Genomic DNA, 25,771 nt, shown 5'->3' with positions numbered 1-25,771 from the left:
TGGCTTCTATGATTTAGCCACAGCCTATCAGTCTGTGCACGTCAACTATTGAAACCGCCGTGTACCGAACGGTACGCCAGACTGTCTAACAATTAAGAAAAATGCTATAATAAAACTACCAAATACAGTATCGTAGGGGGATTCGTTATGGCATATATTGTTGGCACAGATAGATATCAGACAAGAATGATAACCACTTCATTAGACGACTTAATAAGTAAGGATAATTCTGTCCGAGTAATAGATTCTTATGTAGAATCCTTAGATTTAGAAAATCTGGGTTTTATAGAGTATAGCGGTAGGAATCGAGGACAATCACCTTATCGCCGATCTGATTTATTAAAACTTCATATCTATGGTTATTTAAATAAGATTCGTTCTAGCCGCGCATTGGAAACAGAAGCAAAACGCAACCTTGAATTAATGTGGCTGGTAAACTGCATAACACCTGATCATGGTACTATTGCAGGGTTTGTTCAGAAGAACAATGCTGCGTTTCATAATACATTACGAAATCTTACCCTTATTCTCAAAGGTTGGGGACTCATTGATGGCGAACTGATTGTTATTGATGGAACAAAGATCCATGCTCAAAACAGCAAGCATAATTGTATTACGCAAAGCGGTTTATATAAAAAAATCGAATATGCAGAAGCTCAGATAAATGCATATCTTATGGCAATCGCTAAAGATGAGGTGCCGGCAGATGACCTTACAGATAAACTAAAAACCTATCAAGAGTTAAAAGAACAGTATCTTACACAAAAACAGGAATTAAAAGATGAAGGACTGGAACAAAAGAGTTTGACAGATCCTGATTCAAGAAGGATGAAAAATAACGGTTCATTGGATATCTGCTACAATGTACAGTCTGTTGTAGATGCAAAGAATCATTTCGTTGTAGATATTTCGACGACTAATGATATAAATGATCAAAACCAGCTTTATACTATGGCACAAAAAGCATCCGAACTTTTAGAAAAAGAGTCTTCTACAGTTCTTGCAGATACAGGTTATTATAACGGAACGGAGATAAAAAAATGCGTTGATGCTGGAATGAATGTCTTTATAAAAAAAGCTAAAGCGAATAATGCTACAAAAGATAATGAATTTCGCAAAGAAAAGTTTATCTATAATGGTGAGACTGATGAATACACATGCCCAGCAGGAAATAGATTACGATTTTTTGAAAACACTTCGAAGAATGGTATGAAGTATCGCAAATATAAGTGTACAGACTGCAATTCATGCAAATATAAAAAAGACTGCACTACTTCTTCATCTGGAAGAACGATACAGCGTTGGGTACATGAAGATGTTCTTGAAACTGTGTATAATGAAACACTAAATAATAACGAGGTTTATAAACAGAGAAGATGTATCGTGGAGCATCCATTTGGGACTATAAAAAGGAGCCTCGGATATAATTTCTTTCTTCGACGCAGACAAGAGAATGTTGACGCAGAAGCTGCATCTATGTTTATCGCTTATAACTTTAAGCGATTATTAAGCATGTTTTCAACAGAAGAATTAGTAATGAGGTTTGAATAATGTATGATGTAACAGAGGGGAACACATGTAATTCATGTGAAAAACAAAGATAAAAATGGTATTAAAAAAATCGAAGATAAAAATACCGTCTACATCAGACTGAATTTTTGAATTGTTAGACAGTCTGGCGTACGGTGGTGTGAGAGGACGGCGGTTAGTCACCGCCTCCTACTCGATTTTGAAAAAATATATAGAATAAACCAGAGTATAGTTGCTGATTTCCTGAAAACGATACTCTGGTTTTTATGTAGTGCTATATTATGATACCAGTGTCAAAAGGTCAAAAAGCCGTTCGTGCTTGCACGATAAGGCGTTTGAACTTGGGACACGCCAAATCAAAACGATCCATAAGCGGTTCCGTTTTCCAATGTAATTCCCTTTGCAGCAGCCAGCTCGCTTACTGTTACCAGCTGATAGCCCTCCTGCAGCAGCTGCGGAATAAAAATTTCAGCAGCATCCACAGATTCTTTGAAAATATCATGCATTAAAATAATCTGTCCATCACTGGCGTTGTCCATTACATTCTGTACTGTGGAATCTGCATTCTGTGTTTCCCAGTCCAGAGTATCCACAGACCACAAAATCAGAGGCCTTGCTGCAGTCTCTGCTACGGTGTCATTGTAAGAACCATAAGGGGGGCGCACAACAGTGGCAATGTGCCCTGTGAGATCCTGGATCAGCTGATCTGTGCGGGAAAGCTGACTTGCAGCATCATCGGCGGAAAGCGTGGTGAGATCCGGGTGATCATAAGAGTGGTTTCCAATCTCGCATCCAAGCTCCTCCATACGCTTTACAGGTTCCTGAAAATATTCCACTTCCTGACCTGCCAGGAAAAAAGTAGCTTTTACATTGTTTGCTTCCAGACAATCCAAAAGACGGTCTGTAAAATCACTGGGTCCATCATCAAAGGTGAGGGCAATCATCCCCTTTGGCTCCGGAGAGACAGTCGGTTCCGAAGTAACGGAGGCTTCCGGTACAGGGGAGACTTCTGATGCTGCAGAAGAGGCTTCAGAAGGATCATCGACTTCGGAAGAAGCTTTTCTGGAATCTTCATTTCGATCAGAAGAAATATCAGCTTCTGCAGCCGGTGTGGAAGCACCTGTCGCAGAAGCTGTGAGATTGTCAGCATTCGAAGAATCTGATGTAGTATTCATGTAGAATACAAGATCCTGATTGGAACTATCATCTGCCGTCGTCGGTTCACCCTGCTGTGCACCGTCAGCGCCAAAGTGATAAATTTCGCCGTCTATTGTCACGTCACCAGTCTGAAGAACTCCATCTGCATTGAGGTAGTAGCGCTTGCCATCAAGCTCAAGCCATCCGGTCTGCATAACGCCTTTGTCATTGAAGTAATAGCGGTGTCCGTCTGTATCTGTGAGCCAGCCTTTATAACCTTCTCCGTTTACCAGAAAATACCAGTTGCTGTCAACTGGTGTCCACGCCCCTTGGGAAGCTTCCGGAGAGACCTCAAAAGAAGTGTCTGAACCTGAAAGGGTATCAGGTGCCGGGGTATCTGCAGCAGGCGCTTCGGTGGGAATGACATCCTCCGGTGTGTTCTCCTCTCCTGCATCGGTATTTTCAGCTGCCGCACCATCAGATTGAATCTGGGAATCATCTGTATTTCCAGCTACGAACATGTCTGGGGTCTGGGTATCTGTAATGGGTGAGTGCGAAGCGGAAGACTGGGTAAAAGAAACTCCGCATGCAAGACACATAAGAACAGCAGCTATAGCCAGCCCTTTATTCGTCCGTGGTTTATGGCCAGGCATATAATTCCTCCTTTATGTAACGATTTCATGATGCCAGTGTATTTCATTACTGTTCGCTGGCAGCATTTCATTTTTTGGATCATGTTACGGTTCACTTTGTGACCAGCAACACACTTTGCAATGTACAGAAATCATGGGTCTGCATGATTTTCAGCTGTACAGTAACCTAATAATACAATATATGACGAAAAAAAACAAGACCGGCTTACGTGCTGAATATAATTGTGCAATTTAACGATATATTGGAAAATATTTCACAGAAAATCAGAAAATGTTTATTTGAAATTTGACAGAGATTCTGCTATATTAAGTTGTGATAACGATGATTTGAAAAGCAGATACAAAAGCTTTTTACAGTTTATTGTTTTTTATCTGTTACAATGGATAAGAACAGGAAAGAAGAGGAAGCGGTTGCGTAAAAAATCCCATATACTGGTAGCCAGATATCTGGCAGACCAGATGCCTGCCACTAAGAGTCTGCAGTCCCACAGAAAGGCGTTCTGCCTTGGAAGCATTCTTCCGGATATCAAGCCATCTTTTCTTACAAAGAAGCATGAATATTTCGGCACCTTCGAGGAAATCCAGGGTAAGATGAAAGCTCTTATTGACAATGATCCCAAAGAAAGCAAGGAGCGCGTTTACTGGCGCAGGTTTGGCGAAGTGATGCATTATATGGCAGATTATTTTACTTTTCCCCATAATAAGAACTTTACCGGGAATCTGTACGAGCATAATAAATACGAGAAGCATCTTAAGAACCATCTGAAGCGCTACATAGAGAGTGGGGCAGCAGATCGTATGGTCATTCTTCCAGTGAATTTCGGAAGCTTCAGGGAACTGGTGGAGTATATTGGAAATGCCCATGAAAGATATCTTCTTAAGGAGCGTAATATTGCAGAGGATGTTCAGTATATTCTCAGAATCTGTTCACAGGTTATTCATGGAATCCTGCAGCTGGCTGCGAAGCAGTTTGGCAGAGAGGATATTCTGATTCCGGCTGCATGCTGATAATGGGAAGAGCCAGTGCCGGGAGATCACAGCAGCTTGTCTGTGAGTACCGGGACTGGTATTTTTTTGTACAGCAGAAAAAATGAATTATTCGCTGCTGCGATAAAAACGGTATTTAGCAAGTGGGAAACGCTTTCACTTAAATCTGTACAGAAATTGTGAAGAAAAAATGAAAAATCACGAAAATACGTCTGTATATTTTGAGGATAGTTGATTTAGAAGGGTTAGTATGCTACAATAATGCATGTTAATACTTAATGCGAACTGTCTTTAAGGTAAGAATGCATACCTTTATATAGGGGAGTAAAGGGATGTTCATGAATAGAAGGGAGCATCTTTTGAATATGAAAAATAAATATCTGACAAAATGTTTATGTATTACTATGGCAGCTGCGATATCCTTTACAGGAACGGCCAGTGTTTTTGCCTCAGAAGAGACAGCCTTGTCAGAAACAGAAACAGCTGCCCGGGAAGCGGCAGCAGAGCCGATTTCATCAGAGCAGGCATCGGCAGAGACGCCTTCCGCACCTTCGGAGACAACGTCAGAGCCGGCACAGGTACCAGCAGAGTCTGTACAGACGCCATCAGAGCCCACAGAAACACCAGCTGAGCCTACACAGATCCCATCAGAGCCTACTACACCAGATCATATACCTACAGAGACACCGGCTCCAAGTGAAACACCAGATCATACATCTACAGTGACACCGGCTCCAAGTGTGACGCCAGATCATACACCTGAGGTGACACCAGAACCAAGTGCGACACCAGAACCAAGCGCGACACCAGAACCTAGTGCAACGCCGGACGATACCCCCACAGTGACACCAGAGCCTAGTGCTGCACCTGAGGTGACCCCCACTGTGACTCCTGGACTTTCAGCAGAGAGCCAGCAGAAGGTAAGTGCCCTGATCAAAGACATTGATAAAACCTTCAAGCAGGAATTAGATAAGAAAAAGAAGAAAAAAGTCAAAGCCCTGAGAAAGACCTATAACAGCTTTTCAGACCAGGAGAAGGCTGCTGTTACTAATTACAAGCTTCTTATCGATATGGAGAAGACGATCAGCCAGCTGTCCGGGGCAGCAGACGATAAAGATGCAGATAAGATTGACAGCACCACAACGCAGGCACTTAATGGAACCCCAGTCTACTATGCATCTAATCTTCATGCAGGCAAGGAATTTTATCTGAACAGCCTGCAGGAGAACTATCAGCTGTCATTTTCTGATGATTTTGCAGATGTTATGGAGCAGATTGAGACAGAGTATAAAGCTGCCAATCAACTGACAGATGTATCTGATTCCGAAGGTGGTGTTACCACATCCGCAGATACCCTTCTTGTACGCAACTGGCAGGATATACTTGCCATATATGTCTATGAGAAGAGCCTTGATGGTGCCACTTCTTTTACGCTGGATTCTTCCTGTAAGGATGATCTGGCAGCTATTTTTGCCAGGATGAATCCTGTTGTGAAGGACGAAAGTAATTCTAACAGAGTTACATATGGAAATTACCATATTAACCATTACATTAAAGAGAATAAGATCCCCAAGGATGAGAGGGGGATTTTGAAGAAATATCTTGAAACAGACTGCAAGCTTCTTTGTGCAACCGTTACAGCAGCCAAGGGCTTTGTAAGACAGAGTGTTGGCGATGACGTTTCAGAAGAGCGTGTAAACGTAATTGCAGCTGCTTATTCACTGGTTGGTAAGGTAGGGTATTTCTGGGGCGGCAAGTCTACTGTGATCGGAATGGATCCAAGCTGGGGCGCAGTACAGCAGGTAAGCGCAGAGGGAAGTCAGAGTACCGGTACTTTACGTGCTTATGGCCTTGACTGCAGCGGTTTTGTTACCTGGGCAGTGATCAATGGCTATGAGAATCAGGCTATGATCGCAGCTGTAGGAAGCGGTACCTCAGACCAGTGGGGCAGAGCGAACGTGGTAAGTGAGGCGGATGCCCAGCCAGGTGACCTGGTTTTTCAGAGAGGACCAGAAGCAGGAAGTGCCAACCATGTTGGTATTATCTGTGGAAAAACTGACGCAGGAGACTGGATCGTTGTACATTGTTCTTCCAGCAAGAATGGTGTTACAGTAGGAGAGGCTTATAGTGCAAGCTTTCGTTACATCCGTCAGCCATCCTTCTATCCGAACGCACAGCAGGTAGAGGAAATGAGACAGAGTGGTAAAACTATAGCCAATACCCAGTATATCACAGGAATTGACGTATCCAATAACCTTCAGGATCTGATCAAGGCGAACCTTGTTACAACAGGAGATATGGATACGGTTACCATAGATGCTTCCGGAGACGGAACTGTTTCACCGGGAAGCCTCTATGTCGCAAACAGCCTTCAGGAACTGTTTGATGCAGGACAGCATGTAAGTGTATTTAGTCAGGTGACATACGGAGATGCCGCAGAGATGGAAGCTGGCAGTAATGAGGCAGCAGGTACTGCGGGAGTTAATAAAGCCCAGACAGTAGATTTTTCCAGAATTATGGTTACCAATTCTCTTCAGGAGCTGTTGGCGGCGACAATTGGAATTCAGTGACGCAAAAGTGCTTCCACACCCGGATTCGGGCAGGAAGCACTTTTCATTTGTATAGACTGAGTGAACAGATTACAGAATTGATTTTCAGACAGGCTCCGGGAGGCTGTGACTGGCATATGCTGCTGCAAGAAAATGGAATTACTGTTCACTCTGTTCACAAAAAACACCTTGCGGAATGTCACCAGTGAACAATAATAAAATGGAGTCACAGAGTATGCCCTGACATTTAGCGGTTAATACCGGACAATACGTCTTCAATCCATTTATCCGTATTATAGTTATCATCAAAGAATTTTACGATTACCCCATAAGGCTCTTTTTCATTGGAAAAAGCATTGGCCTCATCGGTATCTACGTGCATGGCAAGGCGGTAACTCCAGTCTACACGTACTACCACATCTGCATAAATAAGAGCGCGGCCGAAGCTTTTGGTCAGGACAAAAACTTCGTCATTATCTTTGACCTTCAAAGTAACAGCATCTGCCGGAGTCATGTGAATGTGACGTTTGGCAACAATGACACCGTGATCAAGGATAAGTTCGCCCTTGGGTCCGATGAGAGTGCAGCCAGGGGAGCCGACAGTATCACCAGACTGGCGGATAAGACCGGGAAGACCGATCTTGCGGGTATCTGTAAGGGAAAGCTCAATCTGGGTTTCTTTACGAAAAGGACCTAGAATGGCCATATTCTGATACTCACCTTTAGGCCCCTTTACTGTAAGACGTTCCTGGCAGAGATACTGTCCAGGCTGGCTTAATTCCTTTATGTAATGAAGCTGGGCATCCTCTCCAAACAGGAGTTGGAAATCCTCCTGGGAAACATGAATATGCCGTGCTGAGGTTTCAATCGGTATTTTAATGCTCATGGAAATTCCTCCGATATTATATAGAGTGTGAACATCAGTACTGTTTTAACACTGCAATAGATTAAGTTTAATATTAATGAGAAAAAATAGCAAGCCTTTTTTTACAGGCACATATACAGGAGTGTATGAAATGAAAAAACATACAGACAGCGGTTTTACCTTTGATATTAAGGAAGATCATGCTGCAGTAATGGAAATTGATGGGGATCCTCAGATTGTGGAAATTCCGGAACAGATCGACGGAGTACCGGTCACAGAACTGGCTGAATATCTTTTTTCCGGGAAAAGCTGTCAGGTCATACGGATTCCCTTGGGAGTTCAGAAAATAGGCCGTTACGGTTTTTATAACTGTCGGAATCTGGAAGAGCTATGGTTTTCCAGTGATTTTACTGATCTTGGAAGTGGAGCTTTTACAGGGTGCCACAGGATCCGAAGAATGGAAGTTTTGATGAATGATGAACAATCCGGGCTGAAAGAGATCCTTTCAGAAGTTGGGGAGGAGCTGCGGGTACATTTATATGGAAAAGTGGAAGCCATGCTTTGGTTTCCGGAATATTATGAGGAAGGTGTGGAAAATACTCCTGCCAGGATATTGATGACTGAGGTGCATGGAAGCGGTCTGTATTACAGAAACTGCTTTCAGGGAAAAGTATTTCATTTTCTGGAGTATGACAAGCGTTTTGAGATGGCGAGAGCCCAGGAATCATCAGATTTCCTGAGAGAAATGGTATATGGCAGACTGAACTGGCCGACAGGGCTGACAGAACAGGCGAAAATACAGTACGAGCAGTACCTGAAGGAGCATATAGAACAGATTGCTTCTGATTTTATCCGTCAGAAAAGAGGAGAAGAGCTGGAATGGCTTCTTCACACGTATCCCCTGGAACCTGGGCAGAAAGAACTGTTTACAGGTCTGGTAAATCTGGCAGACAAAGTGAAATCTCCGGAGATTTTAAGTATGCTTATGGAGTACCAGAGACTGCATTTTCCATCGAAAAGGAGAAGTTTTGAACTATGAGTGGTTCAGAAGAGAAAAAATTGAATTCATTACATGAGGAAGATTCGTTATATAAAGCGCAGGGGGGAAAAGCTGCTTACCAGATAAGTCCGACATATGGGCAAAATACTTTGTACAAGGTAAATCCGGTACATGACGCCTGGGATCGTGCGTTGGCGGCAGAAAGCATCTGCCAGGATATTTTGTCCAGTGCCAGAAACCAGTTGTACCTGAATATGCGCTTTATGGACTGCGCATTGTCAGCACTTTTCTTTCAGGGAGATATGGGCGTTCATCCTGTTGGAACGGATGGAACTGTCCTGTACTATCAGCCGGAAGAACTGATGGAACAGTTCAGGAGAAGCCAGGAAAAGGTGAATCGAATCTATCTTCACAGCCTTTTACACTGCATTTTTCTCCACTGTTTTCCAGAGAAGGATGAAGAAGGAAATCCTGCTGTGGATGTCCAGTACTGGAATCTTGCATGTGACATTACAGTGGAAAATATCATTGACGGGCTTTATCTGAAATGTGTGCATCAGCCGGCATCTATGGTGAAGAGGCAGGCGTTGAAGCTGATACTGGAAGAGGGAAAGGTAATGACGGCTCAGAGAATTTACCGAAGGCTTCAGACTCTTCATTTGCCGGAAAATAAAATGCAGGAGCTGCGCCGTGAGTTTACTCAGGATGACCATGGTAAGTGGTATGAAAACCATCCAAACAGTCCTCAGATGTCCCAGCGGAAAAAGAACTGGGACGACATCCGCAACCGCATGCAGACAGAGATGGAAACTTTTTCAAAAGAAGCGGGAGAAGGCGGAGAAACTCTGGTAGACCAGCTGCGTGCCCAGAATCAAAATCGCTATGATTATAAAGAATTTCTGCGGAAATTTTCTGTTTTGAAAGAAGAAATGAAAGTTGATATGGACACTTTCGATTATATATTTTACAATTATGGAATGAATCTGTATGGCAATATGCCGCTGATCGAGCCCTTAGAAACGAAAGAAGAGCGGAAGGTGGAAGATTTTGTGATCGTTATTGACACTTCCATGTCCTGTAAAGGAGAGCTTGTCCGGAAGTTTCTGGAGGAAACCTACAGTGTGCTCAGTGAATCTGAGAGCTTTTTCAGGCGGATTCACGTACACATTCTTCAGTGTGACGAGAAAATCCAGTCTGATGTGGTGATTGAAAATGCCATGCAGTTGAAGGAATATATGTCCCATTTCATAGTGAAAGGAGGGGGCGGCACAGATTTTCGCCCTGCTTTTGCCTATGTGGAACAGCTTATGAGAGTGAAGAAGTTTACAAAACTTCGGGGACTGATTTATTTTACAGATGGTTATGGAATTTATCCGGCAAAAATGCCTCCGTATGAGACAGCTTTTGTATTTATGAAGGAGGATTATCAGGACATTGATGTGCCGCCATGGGCGATCAGGCTGATTCTCGATGAAGAGGACCTGGAGTCTGTTTAAAAAGTCTTTCTGTGTCAAATTTCCTGTAAAGCAGGATATGTAGATTAGAGCCAATCTGTAAAGACGAGGAGAATATAATATTATGAACATCAAGCGAGCGAAGGAAGAAATACGCAATACAATAGAAGCTTACCTTTTGAAAAATGAATACGGGGAGTATGAGATACCGGTTATGGCCCAGCGCCCTGTTTTTCTTATTGGCGCCCCTGGAATCGGCAAGACACAGATCATGGAGCAGATTTCCCGGGAATGTAAGGTGGGACTGGTTTCTTACACCATTACCCACCATACCAGACAGAGTGCAATTGGACTTCCTTTTATTTCCAGAAAGAATTTTGACGGAAAAGAGATGGCAGTTACAGAATATACCATGAGCGAGATCGTAGCATCTATCTATGAGAAAATCCAGGAATCCGGCCTTCGAGAGGGGATTTTGTTTATTGATGAGATCAATTGTGTTTCCGAGACACTGGCACCTGCCATGCTGCAGTTTCTTCAGTGTAAAACCTTTGGAAGCCACAAGATCCCGGAAGGCTGGCTGATCGTAGCTGCCGGTAATCCACCGGAGTACAATAAATCGGTCCGTGAATTTGATGTGGTGACCATGGACCGTGTGAAGAAAATCCAGGTGGAGCCGGATTTTGACGCATGGAGAGAGTATGCTTACGCAAAAGGCGTTCACCCTGCAGTGATTTCCTATCTGAATACAAGACCGGCTAATTTTTATAAGATGGAGAGCACAGTAGATGGCAAAAATTTTGCTACTCCAAGAGGATGGGAGGATCTGTCCAGACTGATACGGGTATATGAAAAACTGGAGAAAACCGTGGATAAGGACGTGGTAGTCCAGTATATCCAGCATCCGCAGATTGCAAGAGATTTCGCCAGCTATTTGGAACTTTTCTACAAGTACCGTACGGATTATCAGATCGATGAGGTTTTAAGCGGCCATATTGATGATATTCTGGTAAAAAAGGCGGCACATGCTTCCTTTGATGAAAAGCTGAGTGTCACCGGACTTCTTCTTTCCAGACTGAACAAAGTCTTTGGAAATGTGCAGGAAGAAGAAGAGAAGCTTGCCAGCATTTTTGATATTTTAAAAGAGGCGAAAGAGCCTCTTATGGGAGCGCAGAAGGAGCAGCCGTTGGTTTATCTGGAGGATGTAAAGAACCGCTTCCAGTCAGACTCATTGGCAAAGAAGAAAGCAGGGCTTTTGTCCAGGGAGGACCTCCATCATGACCAGCAGGTTCTGGATACCCTGGAAAAATATGTGATGGATCTGAAGAAAGAGAATGTACAGGATGGCCAGTCTGCTTTTTCCCTTCTCAGAGGCTGGTTTAATGCGGAAAAAGAAGAATATGACAATGGTTTTGACAAGGCGGCGAAGCAGCTTGAATATGCTTTTGATTTTATGGAGAGTGCTTTTGCGGGTGGACAGGAACTTGTGGTATTTATTACAGAACTGAATACCAGCAGTCCTGCAGTGGCTTTTCTTCAGGAATATTCCTGTGAAAGATATTACCGCTACAATAAGGAACTTTTATTCCGGGAAAACACCAGAGATATTCTGGAACGGATCCGGCAGCTTGGGTAAGGAGGCTGAATGAGAAAAAGAAAACCATGGAAATTTATTTTTATTCTTCTGTTTGCAGTGGCAATTTCCCTGGGAGTCTATGTTTATCAGCAGCAGTATGAGCCGGACGATTTGTTTGTAAAGGTGGGAGAGGGAATTCTGGATAACGCTCCGGAGATTTTTTCCGGAGAGCCGAAAGAAGTCCAGGAACTGCGGAAGCAGGAGGTGGCAGATACCGACACACAGGGACTGCGCCAGGAATACTATTTTAGTCAGCTGAATGAAGAAGAACAGCGGGGCTATCGGGAAATAATAGAAGGAATCCGGGCAAAAGAGAAAGAATTTTACCTTACGATCTATGAGGATGACACTGTAAATAAGGTTTACCATGCGGTGCTTATGGATCATCCGGAGCTGTTCTGGGTGCATAACCGGAAGCAGGTATATAAAACAACCTTCTCAAATGCCAATTATTGTATGTTTTCTCCTGGTTACAGTTATACGGATGAGGAAATCCAGGAGATACAGGCAGCTGCTGACAATGCCTGTCAGGAGGTAAGTGCATTGGTCTCAGAGGGGGCGGATGATTATGAAAAGGCGAAAGCAGTTTATACTTATCTGATCGATACTGCCGAATATCAGGAATCTGAGGACGACCAGAGCATGGCAGGAATCTTTTGGAGGAGGCAGGCAGTGTGTGCCGGATATGCAGGGGCTGCCCAGTATCTGCTGGAATATCTTGGAGTGCCCTGTATTTACGTGGAAGGCAGTACTGCCGGAAGTACAGAGGGACATGCCTGGAATATTATCACTTTGAATGGAAATGATTACTATTTTGATGCGACCAACGGTGACCAGCCGGAATTTCTGGAGGGCGATGCAGTCCAGCTTGCAGAACATAAGACAATCCTGTATGATTATCTGTGTCCGTTCCCGGAGGAGTATGAGATGACATATACACCCTCTGCTGAATTTACGGTTCCGGCGTGTTCTGCAACAGATATGAATTTTTATGTGCTGAACCAGGGCTGCTTTGACAGTTATGACTATCAGGAGATCCTGGCATACTGCCAGATGAGGCTGAATAACGGGGCTGCAGTAGTAAGGTTTAAATTTTCATCGCAGGAAGCTTTTGAACAGGCCAGAGCAGACTGGATCAACGGAGATGCCATTCAGGAGGCTGCAAGATATTATATGACTATATATGGAATGAGTCAGGTAGAGTATCATTATGGAATTCTGGAAAATATGAAAACTATCTATTATATGTTTTAAAAGGAAGAGGTATAAACAGATATGGTTGATATTTTAAAAAATATTATGAATATTGCATACAGAGTTCGGGATATGCAGATCGCAGGTACTTTGTCCATGGTTTTATTTGGAGTAGTGCTTGTGTTTGGAATTATGAACTGTGTACTCGGATACCGTCTTTTAAGATTTTGGATGATGATCTTTGGATTTCTCATTGGAGCAGGAATCGGATTATTTGCCATTCATCAGATCGGATTCGGAGAAAAAGTGTATTATGCAGTGGGAATGATCGGGGTAGGACTGGTACTTGCCATTCTTTCCTTTGCAGTGTTTAAGGCCGGTATTTTTATTATGGGAGCAGGAATTGGGCTGACGATTACTGTATATATTATCCATCCGACTACTTCTTTCAGCTTTTTCATCTGTCTTCTGGCGGGAGTAGGTCTCGGAATGCTGGCGCTTCGCTATGAAAGAGAAGTGATCATTGTGGGAACCAGTATTCTGGGTGGTATCTTAAGTGGCTTTTCTGCTGCCAAGCTGGCAAAAATGGAGGAAATTCCTTTTGGAATTATTTTTTCCATTGGGTTCGCCCTTGTGGGAATGTTGATCCAGTTTGCCATTAATAAGCCGAAATATGACGATGATTACGATGACGAGGAAGATGAGGATCAGGGGAAAGTACCAGAAAGACGACAGAAACGGGAAGAAGCTGACTGGGAGGAGGCTGAAAGCGAGACAAAGCACAGAAGGAAGAAAGAGCGTGATGATAAAAAGAATCCTTCCAGAGAGCAGTACAGAAAGTGTCCGGAAGAGTATGAAGATGATTTAGATGATGATCTGTCTGATGCGGATGATAAAGAGATTGATGAGATTCTGGATGAGTATGGCGTGGACGAGGAAGATGTGATTGAGGAATATCTGGAAGATTATTATGGTGAGAACAAGAGGACACCGCAGAAAAGACGTAAAAACAAGAACAAGCGAAAAAACAGCGCCAGCCCTTATCAGAAGAACAGATAGGTGAAAACCATTTTGGGGATATCAGAGAGGAAGACAGAGGAAAGTAAATAAAAACTATGAAATCCTGGAGCAAATAATGTTCCGGGATTTTTGACTTATAAAGAAAACGCAGTCAATTGATTTTGAAATTGGCTGCGCTTTGTTTTGTGAATTAGAATTCAATTTCCTTTAAGTATCTTGCCAGAGCATTCTGCCAGGTTGGAAGAGGGGTGAATCCGTTTTCTACCAGCTTCTTTTTGTCCAGACGGCTGTTAAATGGGCGTGCTGCCTTGGAAACTCCATATTCAGCGGTGGTAACAGGAAGAACTGTTACTTTATCTTCAGCATACTCGGTGTGTCCAAGCTCAACAGCCTGACGGAAGATTTCCTTAGTGAAATCATACCAGCTGATATAGCCACCCTCATTGGTTGCGTGATAGTAACCGTATTTGTCAGTGAGAATCATGTCGATCATCAGGCGGGCAAGGTCATAGGTGTAGGTTGGAGTACCGATCTGGTCGTTGACAACCTTTAAGGTATCATGCGTTTTGGCAACGTTTAACATGGTCTTGATAAAGTTCTTGCCATTTTTACCAAATACCCATGCAATACGGATAATAAAAAATTTGTCAACATTGTTATAAACTGCAAGCTCTCCGTCAAGCTTTGTCTGACCGTAAACATTCAGAGGCTTGTAGGCTTTACAGTCTGGCTCCCATGGAGTGGTGCCCTGACCGTCGAATACATAGTCTGTGGAAAGATACATCATTTTGATGCCCAGCTTTTTGCAGACTTTTGCAATATTTTCAGTACCAAGAACATTTACTTTGCGGACGATTTCCTGTTTGTCCTCATCTTCAGCTGCATCTACCGCTGTCCAGGCTGCACAGTGTACCACTCCGTCCACGCCTGCTTCTGTGATGGCTTTTTCCACAGCAGAAGCATTTGTAATGTCTACGGAAACATAAGGCATTGTGGTGACTGCAGTACCATCCTGAATTCCGCTATACTCCGGGGCAAGGTCAGAGCCTACCCCTTCGTATCCGCGTTTATTAAGTTCGTTCATTACATCATGACCAAGCTGACCGGCCACACCTGTTACAAACAGTTTCATAAAAACAGCCCTCCTTAGCGGTTGCCGTACATTTTTTCGTAGTAATTCTGATACTCTCCGGAAATAATGGTCTCCCACCATTCCTTGTTGTCAAGATACCACTGGATGGTCTTTTTGATTCCGTCTGCAAATTTGGTCTCTGGTAGCCAGCCAAGTTCGTTGTGGATCTTGGTTGGATCAATAGCATAACGCATGTCATGACCCTTGCGGTCTGTTACGTATGTGATCAGGCTCTCTGGTTTTCCAAGTTCTTTGCAGATGATCTTAACGATGTCGATGTTTTTCATTTCGTTGTGTCCGCCTACATTGTAAACCTCACCAACACGTCCTTTGTGGATGATCAGGTCGATAGCGCGGCAGTGATCCTCAACATACAGCCAGTCACGAACATTCTCACCTTTTCCATAAACAGGAAGTGGCTTGTCATTTAATGCGTTGGCGATCATAAGCGGAATCAGTTTTTCCGGGAAATGATATGGGCCGTAGTTGTTAGAGCAGCGGCTGATGGATACAGGAAGTCCATAGGTTCTGTGGTAAGCAAGTACCAGAAGGTCAGCAGATGCCTTGGAAGAACTGTATGGGCTGCTTGTGTGAATCGGAGTCTCCTCTGTGAAGAACAGGTCCGGTCTGTCAAGTGGCAGATCACCGTAAACCTCATCAGTGGAAACCTGATGGTAACGTTTGATTCCGTATTTACGGCAGGCATCCATAAGAACAGCAGTACCGATGATGTTTGTGTTCAGGAAAACCTCAGGGTTCTCGATGGAACGGTCAACGTGGCTCTCAGCCGCGAAGTTTACAACCATATCCGGATGTTCTTCCTCAAAAAGCTTGTAAACTGCTTCACGGTCTGTGATGCTCTCTTTTACAAAACGGAAGTTTGGGTTGTCCATAACCGGTGCCAGAGTAGAAAGATTACCTGCATAGGTAAGGCAGTCCAGACAGATGATGCGGTAGTCCGGGTACTTTTTTAACATGTGGAAAATAAAGTTGCTTCCGATAAATCCGGCACCGCCGGTAACGATAATATTCATGATATAATTCTCCTTTGATTTTTATAATTAGTGAAGTACGTCCATATATTTGCCATCCAGTACGTCCTTCAGATACTGACCATACTGATTCTTCTTCAGCACGTTGTAAACTTCCATAACTTCTTCTCTGGAAATCCAGCCGTTTAAGTAAGCAATTTCCTCAAGGCATGCAATCTTACGGTGCTGATGGGTTTCTACTGTTTTTACAAAATTAGTTGCGTCTACAAGACTCTCATGTGTACCTGTGTCAAGCCATGTGAAGCCCTGACCAAGAAGCTCTACATTTAACTGACCTTTTTCCAGGTAAATACGGTTCAAGTCTGTGATCTCCAGCTCACCGCGGGCGCTTGGTTTCAGGTTCTTTGCATACTCAACAACTTTGTTATCATAGAAGTAAAGACCTGTTACACAATAGTTGCTCTTCGGATGCTCCGGCTTTTCTTCGATGGAAATGGCCTTGCCTTCCTGGTCGAATTCAACGATACCGAATCGTTCTGGATCGTCTACATAGTAGCCGAATACAGTAGCACCTTTTCCTGAGCTTGCATTCTCAACAGCGGCTTTCAGACGCTTCTTAAGACCGTGTCCTGCGAAAATGTTGTCTCCAAGAACCATGGCAACCGTGTCATTTCCAATGAACTCTTCGCCGATGATAAATGCCTGTGCAAGTCCATCCGGGCTTGGCTGTACAGCGTAAGTAAGAGATACGCCGAACTGATGACCGTCACCAAGAAGCTCCTTGAAACGTGGGGTATCCTGTGGAGTGGAAATGATCAGGATATCACGGATCCCTGCGTTCATAAGAACGGACATTGGATAGTAGATCATTGGTTTATCATAAATTGGAAGCAGCTGCTTGGATGTGACCATAGTCAATGGGTAAAGTCTGGTACCGGATCCACCGGCTAAAATAATTCCCTTCATAATTTCGTTCTCCTTTGTTGGATTTGCTATATTGTTCCTATTGCGAACAATATCTGATTTATGCTGTCAGGTGCATAATTTCGTAGTCGTTCATGAATGCTGCCGGATTTTGGGCAGCATTTGTTTGCCCTGACCTGAGTCTGTAGCTACATTATAGAAGGTGACCTTACGTTACCTTCAAGACCTTTTTTATAATTATTTCAAGTTTGTTACTTTTTCACAAAGAAATACCCCTGCATCCTTGGTGATATGGAACCCATTTTCTGTTTTTTTCTTAACAAGGGCGCGAAAATCCTTGTAACGGTCTGGCAGATACTGGTTCTGATTGCCGTGGCAGGAGAGAATATAGGAAATTAAAGGTTCCGCATCGGTGACAATCAGTTCGTCCTCATAGGATTTCCAGGTAATCTGCTGAAAATAAGGGGAAAGGATATCCGTTCCATTTTCCCTGCCAAAGCGTTCGTACAGTTTATCTGCGGAGAGGGCAATCCTTTCATCGAAGGACTGGACTAGAAGGCTGACCTCCCGCATATGTCTGGAACCGTAGGTACTGCAAAGAAAACGTCCGCCTGGCTTCAGGATTTTTGTTACATTTTTGCACACCTTTCCAATGTCGTCACAGTAAAAAAGTACATGATTGGCAATGACCAGATCAAAGGTGCCAATCCTTGGAGGAATGTTGTGACAGTCAAAAGCTTTGAAAGAAAAACGGGGATCTTCTCCGCCAATGGCACGCCTGGCGTCACGGAGCATACCCTCGGAAATATCAGAAAGGGTAATGTGTATGTTCCCTGGCAGTTTTGATAAGTTCTGGGTCCAGAGAGCTCCGTCACCGCATCCAAGCTCCAGAATATTCATTCCCTCATGAATCTGGCACTGCTGGCAGATCCAGGGAAACCAGCCTTCCTGGTTTACAGAATAAAGACTGTGCAGGTTGATCCTGGAAGAAATGTTGGAAGCATTCTGGTACTGATTTTTCAGACTTTTTTCCATGACAGTCAGATGGATCAGGTCCAGCATACGACTCCAGTCCACGGTATGCTCCTCAGAAATGGCCTGGGCAGTATCTTTCAGTGTTTTTTCCACAAGCTGCATCTGTTCAATCCGGTCCTGTACAAGCTTCAGCTGTACATTCAGGGCATTGAGCATAAAATGGCTGTCCGGGTCTTCGATAGTCATCTCCCGGATATCCTCCAGGGAAAATCCAAGATATTTCAGCAGCAGGATCTGCTGCAGCCTTGCAAAGTCCGTGTCAGTATAAAATCTTGCGCCGGACTCGGATACAAGAGAAGGTTTCAGAATATCGTGCTGGTCGTAATAGCGGATGGTCCGCAGTGTTACTCCAGCCATCCGGGCAAACTGACCGGAAGAGTAGTAGCCGTCTTTTTTCAAAAAAACACCTCCTGGATTGCCAAATGTTATATTATATTATAGGGAAAATTTATCTGGGGTGCAATGGAAAGTTTGAGGCAGGTTATGGTTTATTACACTTACAAAAGAACAGCTTGCGGAATATTACTGGCAGATCCTGTCGCAAAGAGGCGAACGCTTTTCCTTGTGCTTTTTTTATCTGTGTGCTACCCTTTAAGCAAGGCCAGCGGGGCCGAAGATGAATCTTAAAACTGGCAGTTCTGTCAGTCTTTTTCCACAATAAAATGTAAGGAAGAGAAGAAAAAAGGACAGGAGGTTAACATGAACCTATTCGATTTTACCTACTGCGGTAATTATAACCGGCAGATCCAGAACCTGGCCAGGATATCCCCTGAGAAGTGGAGTTTTGGGCAGTCCGGGGATAACGGGATCCTGAAAGGTTATCTGGAAAATACATTCCGCAGACTGTATGAGGAAGGAAAAGTACGGGAAGAGAAAGAATATGCCCTTTTTCATACAGGACTCTTTAATCAGTATTATCAGCCAATTTATGCTTATTTTGTTCCAAATGTAGTACCGGACAGACAGAAATGGTATCTGGAAGGATTTTATACAGACTACTCGCTTTTAAAAATAAAAATTACGGATCTGCCGCCCAGGGCTGCTTATGTGGAAAATCCTTCCGATCTGGTGTTTGATACCAAGCTGCCGGTGGTGCCTCAGTATGAGCATATTTTTGATGATGAGGAAAATGTGCAGCGGCTTCCTTCCGCAGTGAGGGAGAGCGGCATGCGGGTACAGCTTTTTGATGGAGCCTTACAGCAGACCAGACGGATACTGGAGTCAGACTACAAGGCTGCAATTCCTCAGTATTATAACCATTCCATTCAGCTTTTAATCCCAATCTGCCTTCAGAATCCGGGAATTCCGGATCTGGCACTGGCCTGTATGAAAACTCCGGATGGGACCAAATATCTGGGACGAACCTGTCTGACTCTCCGGATGGCCTATCACAATGCCAGACTGCTTGCAAGGCTGGACGGGAGCTGGCTGAGGGCGTGAAGAAGTTAGAGAAAATGAAATACCTTCAAAGAGGATATTGGAACAGCAATCGGAAAGCTGCAGTTTCCTGGCAATGTCCTGCTGTTATGGGGCAGATTGTGAACAGGGATAAAGAGTGTGAAAGAACTGTGACTTTCTTTCGGAAAAACTGTTCAAAATATATAAAATGTGTTACAATATAAAACTATCACAGAGAGAAAATCAGAGGTAAGGACTACATAAGACAGCAAGTCCTGGATCAATCAGAGAGGCAGTAATCAGACCTTGGATTTTCTTATGGAACACAGGAGAATGTATGAGAATCGAATTAAAAGACGAAAATCAGGAAGAACCGCAGAAAATTGATGAGAACGACATCCGTTACAAACACGAGACCGATCTGACGAAGAAAGAGAAGCGTGAACTTGAGAAAATGAAGCTTGCCAGTATGGGCTGGAAGGGAAAGCTTCAGTATATCTGGGCCTATTATAAGCCACAGATGGCAGCCATTGTGGCGGTGATCGCCATAGCCTTTTTTGTAAAAGATCTTTACGAAAATTCCAGGATCCATACAGCACTTACGGTTATGGTAATTGACTCCTACGGAACGAAACAGGAGGAAGCCGAAGAAAAGGTACAGAAAGCGCTGGGAATCCAGGATGATCCATATGAAATCGTCACAGTAGATGAAAGCCTGCGCACCGGTGAAGACGGAGTTGCATTGGAATCCTACAGCCAGATGGCCTTTACCACCAAAGTATCTGCCAGGGCAGTGGATGTGCTTATTGGTTCCGAAGATTATATGGACGGTTTTGAGTTCAAAGATGAGTATTTTATGGATCTGGCAGAGCTTTTGCCAGAGGATGTTTACCAGGTATTTGGGGAGCAGAATGACAAATACAGCATTACCATTGATTCTGATGAACTGGCAGAGGAACTTGAGGTGACCTATGAGCCTGTTAAGATCGGAGTTCTCGCTAATTCAGAGAATGTGGAGAATGCAGTGAAATGGCTGACGAAACTGGCAGAAGAATTATCGTAAATAATGAAGGGAGACGTGTGAAAGCTGCCACGTCCCCCTTCCTTTTTCTGTAAAAATATGCCGGATTTTCTGGGTGCATTTCACATCAAAGCTTTTTCAGATAGTGTTTTTCAATAAAAGAGAGAACTCCATATAGCCCCATGGCAATCAGACACAAAACCACAATGGACATCAGCACCCAGGTAAGCTTGAAGAAGTGTGTCTGCAATCTGAAAGAAAATTATATAAAATTTAGAAAAAATTTCGTAAAAATGTCAATAGGATATTTGAACGAAATAAGATATCCTAAACAGACAGAAGAGATTCTAAAGGATAACAGGAGAGAGACGGATATGAAGGTTTTGCTGGTCGGGAATACCGGCTATGTGACAGAAGAATTTGTAGAAGAAGCATTTCCAGAATGTCAGGTAATGGTACTTGGAAATAAAATGATAAAGACAGTCCGGAGAAGGGAACTTATTTCCAGACCATTTCCCAGGACGGAACTGGAACTTGGAGATATTTTCAGAACATACGAATTTGAAGCTGTGGTATACTTTTCTAATTATCTGACCTTACATGGAGAACTGGAAGGGGAAGCAGAGAATCTGCGCAAGATCCTGCAATACTGCAGGAAAGGGGTTCAAAGCCATTTCCTTTACGTGACAGGACCAGAGGGAATGTATGATGTACCAACAGGCAAGACTCTGCTGGTGCAAAATGCAGAGGATGTGTGCAGACGCTATGCGGGACTGTACGGTCTGAAGGTAAAAATACTGCGGGTACCCTATTTATATTCAGGAATCTATAAAAAAGATTTTTTTTACAGAATTTTCCAAGCTTCGAAAGAGAGCCAGAAGCTGTTTTTTCAAGAAGCTTCGGAGCAGAAAGCCTGTTTTTTATATTCTATGGATCTGGCAGAACTGATGTACAAGCTTTTTGATAACTGGAATGATGAGGAAGAGGTATTGAATGTTCCAGATGTATTTGACATCTGTTTTCAGGATGTGACCGAAGAACTGAAAAAGGTTTTATCCCCGGTCTCCATTATCTATAAAAGCAGTGCCGTTGTAGAAAAAATAAAAGAAGACGACAGACAGATCCGAACAAACTATAACTGGTTTCCAAAGATTTCAGTATTAGATCATATTTCGGAAATGTATGAAGAATACAAAAAAAACAATGGAGAAAAAGCAAGCCGGTTTACCAGGCTTTTCAATCAGAACCAAAGATGGCTGCGGGTATGTGAGTTTGTGGTCTGCTTTCTGGCGTTCGAATTTTTGCAGCGTTTTCTGGGAAATCAGGCTCAGTTTAAGATGATTGATCTGCGTCTTGTGTTTATTGTCTTGTTTGGAAGTCTTTACGGTCTGGGATATGGAATTGCCGGAGCAGCAGCCCAGACAGTATCCTTACTTCTGGCATATGAAAGCCAGGGAACAAAGTGGTATACCCTTTTTTACGAACCAGCTAACTGGATCCCATTTATCTTTTATTTTGCTGCAGGTGCTGTGTGTGGTTATGTGCGAATGAAAAACAGGGAAAATCTGGAATTTATATCAGAGGAGAATCAGCTGATCCGGGAAAAATTTCTCTTTATGCGTGATTTGTACCAGGCGACCCTTCAGGACAAAAAAAGATACAAAAAACAAATTCTGGGCAGTAAAGACAGCTTTGGAAAGATTTTTGACATTACCAGAAAGCTGGATATTGTACAGCCAGAGGAATTGTTTATTGAAACGATGCACATTATGGAAGAGGTTCTGGAGAATGAAACCTTTGCGTTTTATTCCCTCAGTCAGAAAAACGGCTATGGCAGGCTGGAAGCTGCATCTCCCAAGTCTCAGGGAATGTACTCTGCTTCTGTCAGATTAAGTGAGTATACGCTTGCCCTGGAAACCCTGGAAAAAGGGCAGGTATGGGCAAATCGGGATTTTATAAAAGGTTATCCCATGTATATGGCTGGTATCCGGAAAGAAGGCAGTCTGGTGATGTTGATCTGTATTCAGGAGGTAAAAAACGGACAGCTGACTTTATACTATATGAATCTGTTTCAGATTTTATGTGGTCTGGTAGAAACATCACTTTTACGTGCTCTTGAATATCAGGAAGCCACGGAATACAAGAAATATGTAGAGAATACGAGGATCCTGAAGCCGGAATACTTTGAAAAAAGTCTGGAGCTTCAGCATTCTATGCGTGAGCAGAAGATGGCATCCTATATCCTTCTGAAACTGAAGTATGGGAATATGACCATTGAGGATGCGGATGAGGCACTGGACCGCTGTATCAGAGAAAACGATATCCGTGGTATTTCTCCGGAAGGGGAGTTGTATCTGATCCTGACCCAGGCAGATGACAAGGCATTGCCAGTCATCCTTGAACGTCTGAAAAGAAATGGATTTGAGGGAAAGGTGCTTGATGTTCCGGTAGGAAAAGAGACAGCAGGAGTGGAATCATGACAAAAACAGCAATTGGAATCACGGCACTGGCGATTCATCTGATCATCTGCATACTGATCTGGTCAGGAATACGCACAGGATTTCTGAAAGCAAAGATGTACATGCTGTCTCTTGCCGTATTTGTACCAGTCTGGGGACCGGTGTGTGTCCTGCTCATACATTTTCAGCTTTTTTCCGGTACGGATCAGGTGAAAACAGTGGGAGTTGAAAAGCTCAGGGTTAACGAGGAAATTTATAAGAACATGTTTCCGGCCATGGAGGAAAATGACAGGGATGTGGTTCCTCTGGAGGAGGCCCTTCTTCTGAATGATCCTTCCAGGCGCCGGGAACTGATCATGAACGTTCTGAATGATAACCCGGGGGAATATGTGGAATTATTAAAGCAGGCACGAATGAATGAGGATGTGGAGGTAGTCCATTATGCGATTACAGCCATGGTGGAACTGTCCAAAGAATATGATTACAGATTACAAAAAATTGAGAAAAAATATACGAATGATCCAGATGATCCTGTTATTCTGGAGGAGTACTGTGATTTCCTGAAAGAATATCTGAGTCAGGGCTTTATGGAGAAGCAGATGGAACAGATTTACAGAAACCAGTATACCCAGCTTTTGTTAAAACAGCTGGAACAAAAGGTGAATCTCCATACCTGTGTCTGCCTGATGGAAAATCTTATGGTGCAAAGGGATTTTTTTCTGGCAGAAAAAATATTGAAAATCATGGATCAGAACTGGCACAGAGGTGAAGAATACTGGATCTGGAAAATTCGGTATCTGGCAGAACGGAAAATGGGGAAAGAACTGAAACAGAGCTTACAGGCATTGAAGGAAGAGCATATCTATCTTTCTTCCAGAGGAAAGGAGGCACTTGGATTTTGGCTGGATGGATCAAAAAAGTGAAAGCTTTTCAATTTAAGGGAATTCTGGTGATCCTGGGCTGTTTTCTGCTTATAGGAGCTATTCTGTTTGCAGAACGATCCGGTCTGTCCTACCGGGAAAAGGCAAAGAAACTGACTTATCTGGATGCAGATAAAGTGGTTACGGAAGAAACCGCAGTAAAGACACTAAAGCCAACCTGCCTTGTTCTTACAGACAGCAGTCAGGCGAACAGCACCATGGCGTGGATCCAGTTCGAACAGATCTTTAAGGACATGAAGGTGGGTACTGATCTGGTTGATGTAAATCATGAAAGTATACCGGATGATCTGTCTGATTATGAGACTGTGGTCGTTCTTTTAAGCGATTTAAGTCCGCTGAAAGAAAATGTGCTGAAGATCAGCGACTGGGTAAAAGAAGGCGGAAGTGCCATGTTCGCCCTTACTCTTCAAAAAGATACTTATGTATCCCTTATTGAGCAGAAGCTTGGAATTGTATCTTCGGGTTACACAGAAGCCATGGTAAACAGCATTTATTTCGACAGTGAGTTTCTCGTCGGAGGAGGAAAAGCATACAAAGTCACAGACGGCTACGAATCGGCCTGGGCAGTGGAGCTGAGTCAGCGTGCAAGGGTATACGCCTGGGCGGATGATACGTCAGGCATTCCTTTGATCTGGGAAGCTGATTATGGAAACGGAAAGTTTGTAGTAGATAATTTTGGGTTTTATGAAAAAGCTTTCAGAGGCTTTTTTGCTGCATCCTACAGTCTTCTTACAGATGTGGGGGTATATCCGGTGATCAACGGATCCGTCTTTTATCTGGATGATTTTCCCTCCCCTGTTCCAAATGGAGATGGAACTTATGTAAAAAGGGATTATGGCACCAGTATTGCGGATTTCTATACCAATATCTGGTGGCCGGATATGATCGCCCTTGCTACGGCTCACAATGTGCAATATACAGGAGTTATAATAGAAAATTATGAGGATGAAACAGACGGAGAGACGGAACGCCAGGATGATGTACAGCGGTTCCAGTATTTTGGAAATATGATCCTTCATCAGGGCGGGGAACTGGGTTATCACGGTTATAATCATCAGCCGCTCAGCTTGTCAGACACGGATTATGGAGATGCACTTCCCTATAAGACCTGGACAAGCTTTTCTGCCATGGAAAAAGCAATGAAAGAGCTGATGGATTTTGGAAAAGAAATGTTTCCGGAGACTACCATGTCTGTTTATGTTCCTCCTTCTAATGTTTTGTCAGAAGCGGGAAGGAAACTGCTGGGTTCCCTGTATCCCAAGATCCGTACTATTGCCAGCAATTATTTTTCCGGCGACTATGCTTATGTGCAGGAGTTTGAAGTGGCTGAAGATGGAATCGTAGAACAGCCGCGTATTATTTCCGGTGCGATCATTGACGATTATATGCAGATGGCTGCTTTGTCTGAGTTGAATATGCATTTTGTAAATACACATTTTATGCATCCGGATGACCTTCTGGATGAGGACAGAGGCGCTGCCCTTGGCTGGGAAAAGCTGAAAAACCGTCTGGATGAGTACATGACCTGGCTGAATGAAGCAGCACCGGCACTCCGAAATCTTACAGGCTCCCAGTTATCCGGTGCCATTGAAAGATATGATGCCCTGACCGTGGAGAAAGACATTACAGACAAGGAAGTGCATCTTCATCTGGGAAATTTTTACGATCAGGCGTATCTGATGGTGAGAATGAATAAAGGAACTCCGGTGCGTGTGACTGGCGGAGACTTGACTCAGGCTGCTGGGAATCTGTATCTGCTGAGCGCAGAACAGGAAGATGTGTACATTGAGTTCGAATAAATATAATGACAGCAGTGTCAAAAGGTCTTTTACTATTGGTAACAT

The 25,771-nt window shown here is 43.5% G+C and carries 19 protein-coding genes; 13 read left to right on the top strand and 6 right to left on the bottom strand.

Going from position 1 to position 25,771, the window contains the following annotated elements; translation table 11 throughout:
• Positions 1-147: 147 nt before the first annotated feature.
• Positions 148-1,551, top strand: a complete 1,404-nt coding sequence (locus ABHC48_RS15750) for an IS1182 family transposase (RefSeq protein ID WP_195700162.1) — start codon at positions 148-150, stop codon at positions 1,549-1,551.
• A 335-nt stretch (positions 1,552-1,886) separates the two neighbouring features.
• Here the strand turns inward: ABHC48_RS15750 and ABHC48_RS15745 are convergent, their stop codons facing one another.
• On the bottom strand, positions 1,887-3,320 hold the full coding sequence (locus ABHC48_RS15745) for a polysaccharide deacetylase family protein (RefSeq protein ID WP_195700161.1): 1,434 nt from the start codon (positions 3,318-3,320) through the stop codon (positions 1,887-1,889).
• A gap of 411 nt (positions 3,321-3,731) precedes the next feature.
• Between ABHC48_RS15745 and ABHC48_RS15740 the strand changes: the two genes are divergently transcribed.
• Positions 3,732-4,328, top strand: coding sequence for a zinc dependent phospholipase C family protein (locus tag ABHC48_RS15740; RefSeq protein WP_118581340.1), 597 nt, complete (start codon positions 3,732-3,734; stop codon positions 4,326-4,328).
• A 344-nt stretch (positions 4,329-4,672) separates the two neighbouring features.
• A complete protein-coding gene (locus ABHC48_RS15735; RefSeq protein ID WP_272067052.1) occupies positions 4,673-6,877 on the top strand; it encodes an NlpC/P60 family protein in 2,205 nt (734 codons plus the stop codon).
• Positions 6,878-7,103: 226 nt separating this feature from the next.
• Here the strand turns inward: ABHC48_RS15735 and pduL are convergent, their stop codons facing one another.
• Positions 7,104-7,742, bottom strand: a complete 639-nt coding sequence (gene pduL, locus ABHC48_RS15730; RefSeq protein ID WP_173716254.1) for a phosphate propanoyltransferase — start codon at positions 7,740-7,742, stop codon at positions 7,104-7,106.
• 130 nt (positions 7,743-7,872) lie between these two features.
• On the opposite strand from pduL, the gene ABHC48_RS15725 reads away from it, so the two are divergent.
• The 5 genes from ABHC48_RS15725 to ABHC48_RS15705 all read left to right on the top strand — a co-directional run bounded on the left by ABHC48_RS15725 (position 7,873) and on the right by ABHC48_RS15705 (position 14,064).
• Entirely contained in the window at positions 7,873-8,760 is an 888-nt protein-coding gene (locus ABHC48_RS15725) for a leucine-rich repeat protein (protein WP_173718603.1), read from the top strand.
• A complete protein-coding gene (locus ABHC48_RS15720) occupies positions 8,757-10,217 on the top strand; it encodes a VWA-like domain-containing protein (protein WP_195700159.1) in 1,461 nt (486 codons plus the stop codon). Before ABHC48_RS15725 ends, ABHC48_RS15720 begins: the two co-directional genes overlap by 4 nt.
• 82 nt (positions 10,218-10,299) lie before the next feature.
• Entirely contained in the window at positions 10,300-11,811 is a 1,512-nt protein-coding gene (locus ABHC48_RS15715) for an AAA family ATPase (RefSeq protein WP_195408995.1), read from the top strand.
• 9 nt (positions 11,812-11,820) lie between these two features.
• Positions 11,821-13,065, top strand: coding sequence for a transglutaminase domain-containing protein (locus tag ABHC48_RS15710; protein ID WP_195700158.1), 1,245 nt, complete (start codon positions 11,821-11,823; stop codon positions 13,063-13,065).
• A 21-nt stretch (positions 13,066-13,086) separates the two neighbouring features.
• Positions 13,087-14,064, top strand: coding sequence for a DUF4203 domain-containing protein (locus tag ABHC48_RS15705; protein WP_195700157.1), 978 nt, complete (start codon positions 13,087-13,089; stop codon positions 14,062-14,064).
• A gap of 151 nt (positions 14,065-14,215) precedes the next feature.
• Here ABHC48_RS15705 and rfbD read toward each other — a convergent pair whose 3' ends face one another.
• From rfbD to ABHC48_RS15685, 4 genes are all read right to left on the bottom strand, one after another.
• Positions 14,216-15,157, bottom strand: a complete 942-nt coding sequence (rfbD, locus tag ABHC48_RS15700) for a dTDP-4-dehydrorhamnose reductase (RefSeq protein WP_195700156.1) — start codon at positions 15,155-15,157, stop codon at positions 14,216-14,218.
• Between the two features lie 14 nt (positions 15,158-15,171).
• Complete coding sequence (gene rfbB / locus ABHC48_RS15695) at positions 15,172-16,191, bottom strand: dTDP-glucose 4,6-dehydratase (RefSeq protein WP_021926781.1); 1,020 nt, start codon at positions 16,189-16,191, stop codon at positions 15,172-15,174.
• A 27-nt stretch (positions 16,192-16,218) separates the two neighbouring features.
• Entirely contained in the window at positions 16,219-17,115 is an 897-nt protein-coding gene (gene rfbA / locus ABHC48_RS15690) for a glucose-1-phosphate thymidylyltransferase RfbA (protein ID WP_118581363.1), read from the bottom strand.
• A gap of 195 nt (positions 17,116-17,310) precedes the next feature.
• A complete protein-coding gene (locus ABHC48_RS15685) occupies positions 17,311-18,507 on the bottom strand; it encodes a methyltransferase domain-containing protein (protein WP_118581366.1) in 1,197 nt (398 codons plus the stop codon).
• Positions 18,508-18,807: 300 nt separating this feature from the next.
• Here ABHC48_RS15685 and ABHC48_RS15680 point away from each other — a divergent pair, with 300 nt between their 5' ends.
• From ABHC48_RS15680 to ABHC48_RS15660, 5 genes are all read left to right on the top strand, one after another.
• Entirely contained in the window at positions 18,808-19,548 is a 741-nt protein-coding gene (locus ABHC48_RS15680; RefSeq protein ID WP_118581369.1) for a DUF3825 domain-containing protein, read from the top strand.
• A gap of 295 nt (positions 19,549-19,843) precedes the next feature.
• Positions 19,844-20,569, top strand: a complete 726-nt coding sequence (locus tag ABHC48_RS15675; protein WP_195700155.1) for a hypothetical protein — start codon at positions 19,844-19,846, stop codon at positions 20,567-20,569.
• A 332-nt stretch (positions 20,570-20,901) separates the two neighbouring features.
• Entirely contained in the window at positions 20,902-23,007 is a 2,106-nt protein-coding gene (locus ABHC48_RS15670) for an NAD(P)-dependent oxidoreductase (protein ID WP_195700154.1), read from the top strand.
• Positions 23,004-23,909 (top strand): hypothetical protein, encoded by a 906-nt coding sequence (locus ABHC48_RS15665; protein WP_118581381.1) that lies wholly within the window; start codon positions 23,004-23,006, stop codon positions 23,907-23,909. Before ABHC48_RS15670 ends, ABHC48_RS15665 begins: the two co-directional genes overlap by 4 nt.
• On the top strand, positions 23,885-25,726 hold the full coding sequence (locus ABHC48_RS15660) for a DUF2194 domain-containing protein (protein ID WP_207749356.1): 1,842 nt from the start codon (positions 23,885-23,887) through the stop codon (positions 25,724-25,726). Before ABHC48_RS15665 ends, ABHC48_RS15660 begins: the two co-directional genes overlap by 25 nt.
• Positions 25,727-25,771 lie beyond the last annotated feature (45 nt).

Source organism: Ruminococcus sp. 1001136sp1 (assembly GCF_039841815.1).
GTDB classification, from domain to species: domain Bacteria; phylum Bacillota; class Clostridia; order Lachnospirales; family Lachnospiraceae; genus Blautia_A; species Blautia_A faecis.
Note: the sequence above shows the minus strand (reverse complement) of the source record. Positions and strands in the feature narration are given on the sequence as shown.

Bases quoted from the DNA above. Each gene is read 5' to 3' on its own strand.
- ABHC48_RS15750 (WP_195700162.1), top strand. From the start codon at position 148: ATGGCATATATTGTTGGCACAGATAGATATCAGACAAGAATGATAACC.
- ABHC48_RS15745 (WP_195700161.1), bottom strand. From the start codon at position 3,320: ATGCCTGGCCATAAACCACGGACGAATAAAGGGCTGGCTATAGCTGCT.
- rfbB (WP_021926781.1), bottom strand. From the start codon at position 16,191: ATGAATATTATCGTTACCGGCGGTGCCGGATTTATCGGAAGCAACTTT.
- ABHC48_RS15675 (WP_195700155.1), top strand. From the start codon at position 19,844: ATGAGAATCGAATTAAAAGACGAAAATCAGGAAGAACCGCAGAAAATT.
- ABHC48_RS15665 (WP_118581381.1), top strand. From the start codon at position 23,004: ATGACAAAAACAGCAATTGGAATCACGGCACTGGCGATTCATCTGATC.
- ABHC48_RS15710 (WP_195700158.1), top strand. From the start codon at position 11,821: ATGAGAAAAAGAAAACCATGGAAATTTATTTTTATTCTTCTGTTTGCA.
- ABHC48_RS15725 (WP_173718603.1), top strand. From the start codon at position 7,873: ATGAAAAAACATACAGACAGCGGTTTTACCTTTGATATTAAGGAAGAT.
- ABHC48_RS15715 (WP_195408995.1), top strand. From the start codon at position 10,300: ATGAACATCAAGCGAGCGAAGGAAGAAATACGCAATACAATAGAAGCT.
- ABHC48_RS15735 (WP_272067052.1), top strand. From the start codon at position 4,673: ATGAAAAATAAATATCTGACAAAATGTTTATGTATTACTATGGCAGCT.
- rfbA (WP_118581363.1), bottom strand. From the start codon at position 17,115: ATGAAGGGAATTATTTTAGCCGGTGGATCCGGTACCAGACTTTACCCA.
- rfbD (WP_195700156.1), bottom strand. From the start codon at position 15,157: ATGAAACTGTTTGTAACAGGTGTGGCCGGTCAGCTTGGTCATGATGTA.
- ABHC48_RS15705 (WP_195700157.1), top strand. From the start codon at position 13,087: ATGGTTGATATTTTAAAAAATATTATGAATATTGCATACAGAGTTCGG.
- ABHC48_RS15670 (WP_195700154.1), top strand. From the start codon at position 20,902: ATGAAGGTTTTGCTGGTCGGGAATACCGGCTATGTGACAGAAGAATTT.
- ABHC48_RS15720 (WP_195700159.1), top strand. From the start codon at position 8,757: ATGAGTGGTTCAGAAGAGAAAAAATTGAATTCATTACATGAGGAAGAT.
- ABHC48_RS15680 (WP_118581369.1), top strand. From the start codon at position 18,808: ATGAACCTATTCGATTTTACCTACTGCGGTAATTATAACCGGCAGATC.
- pduL (WP_173716254.1), bottom strand. From the start codon at position 7,742: ATGAGCATTAAAATACCGATTGAAACCTCAGCACGGCATATTCATGTT.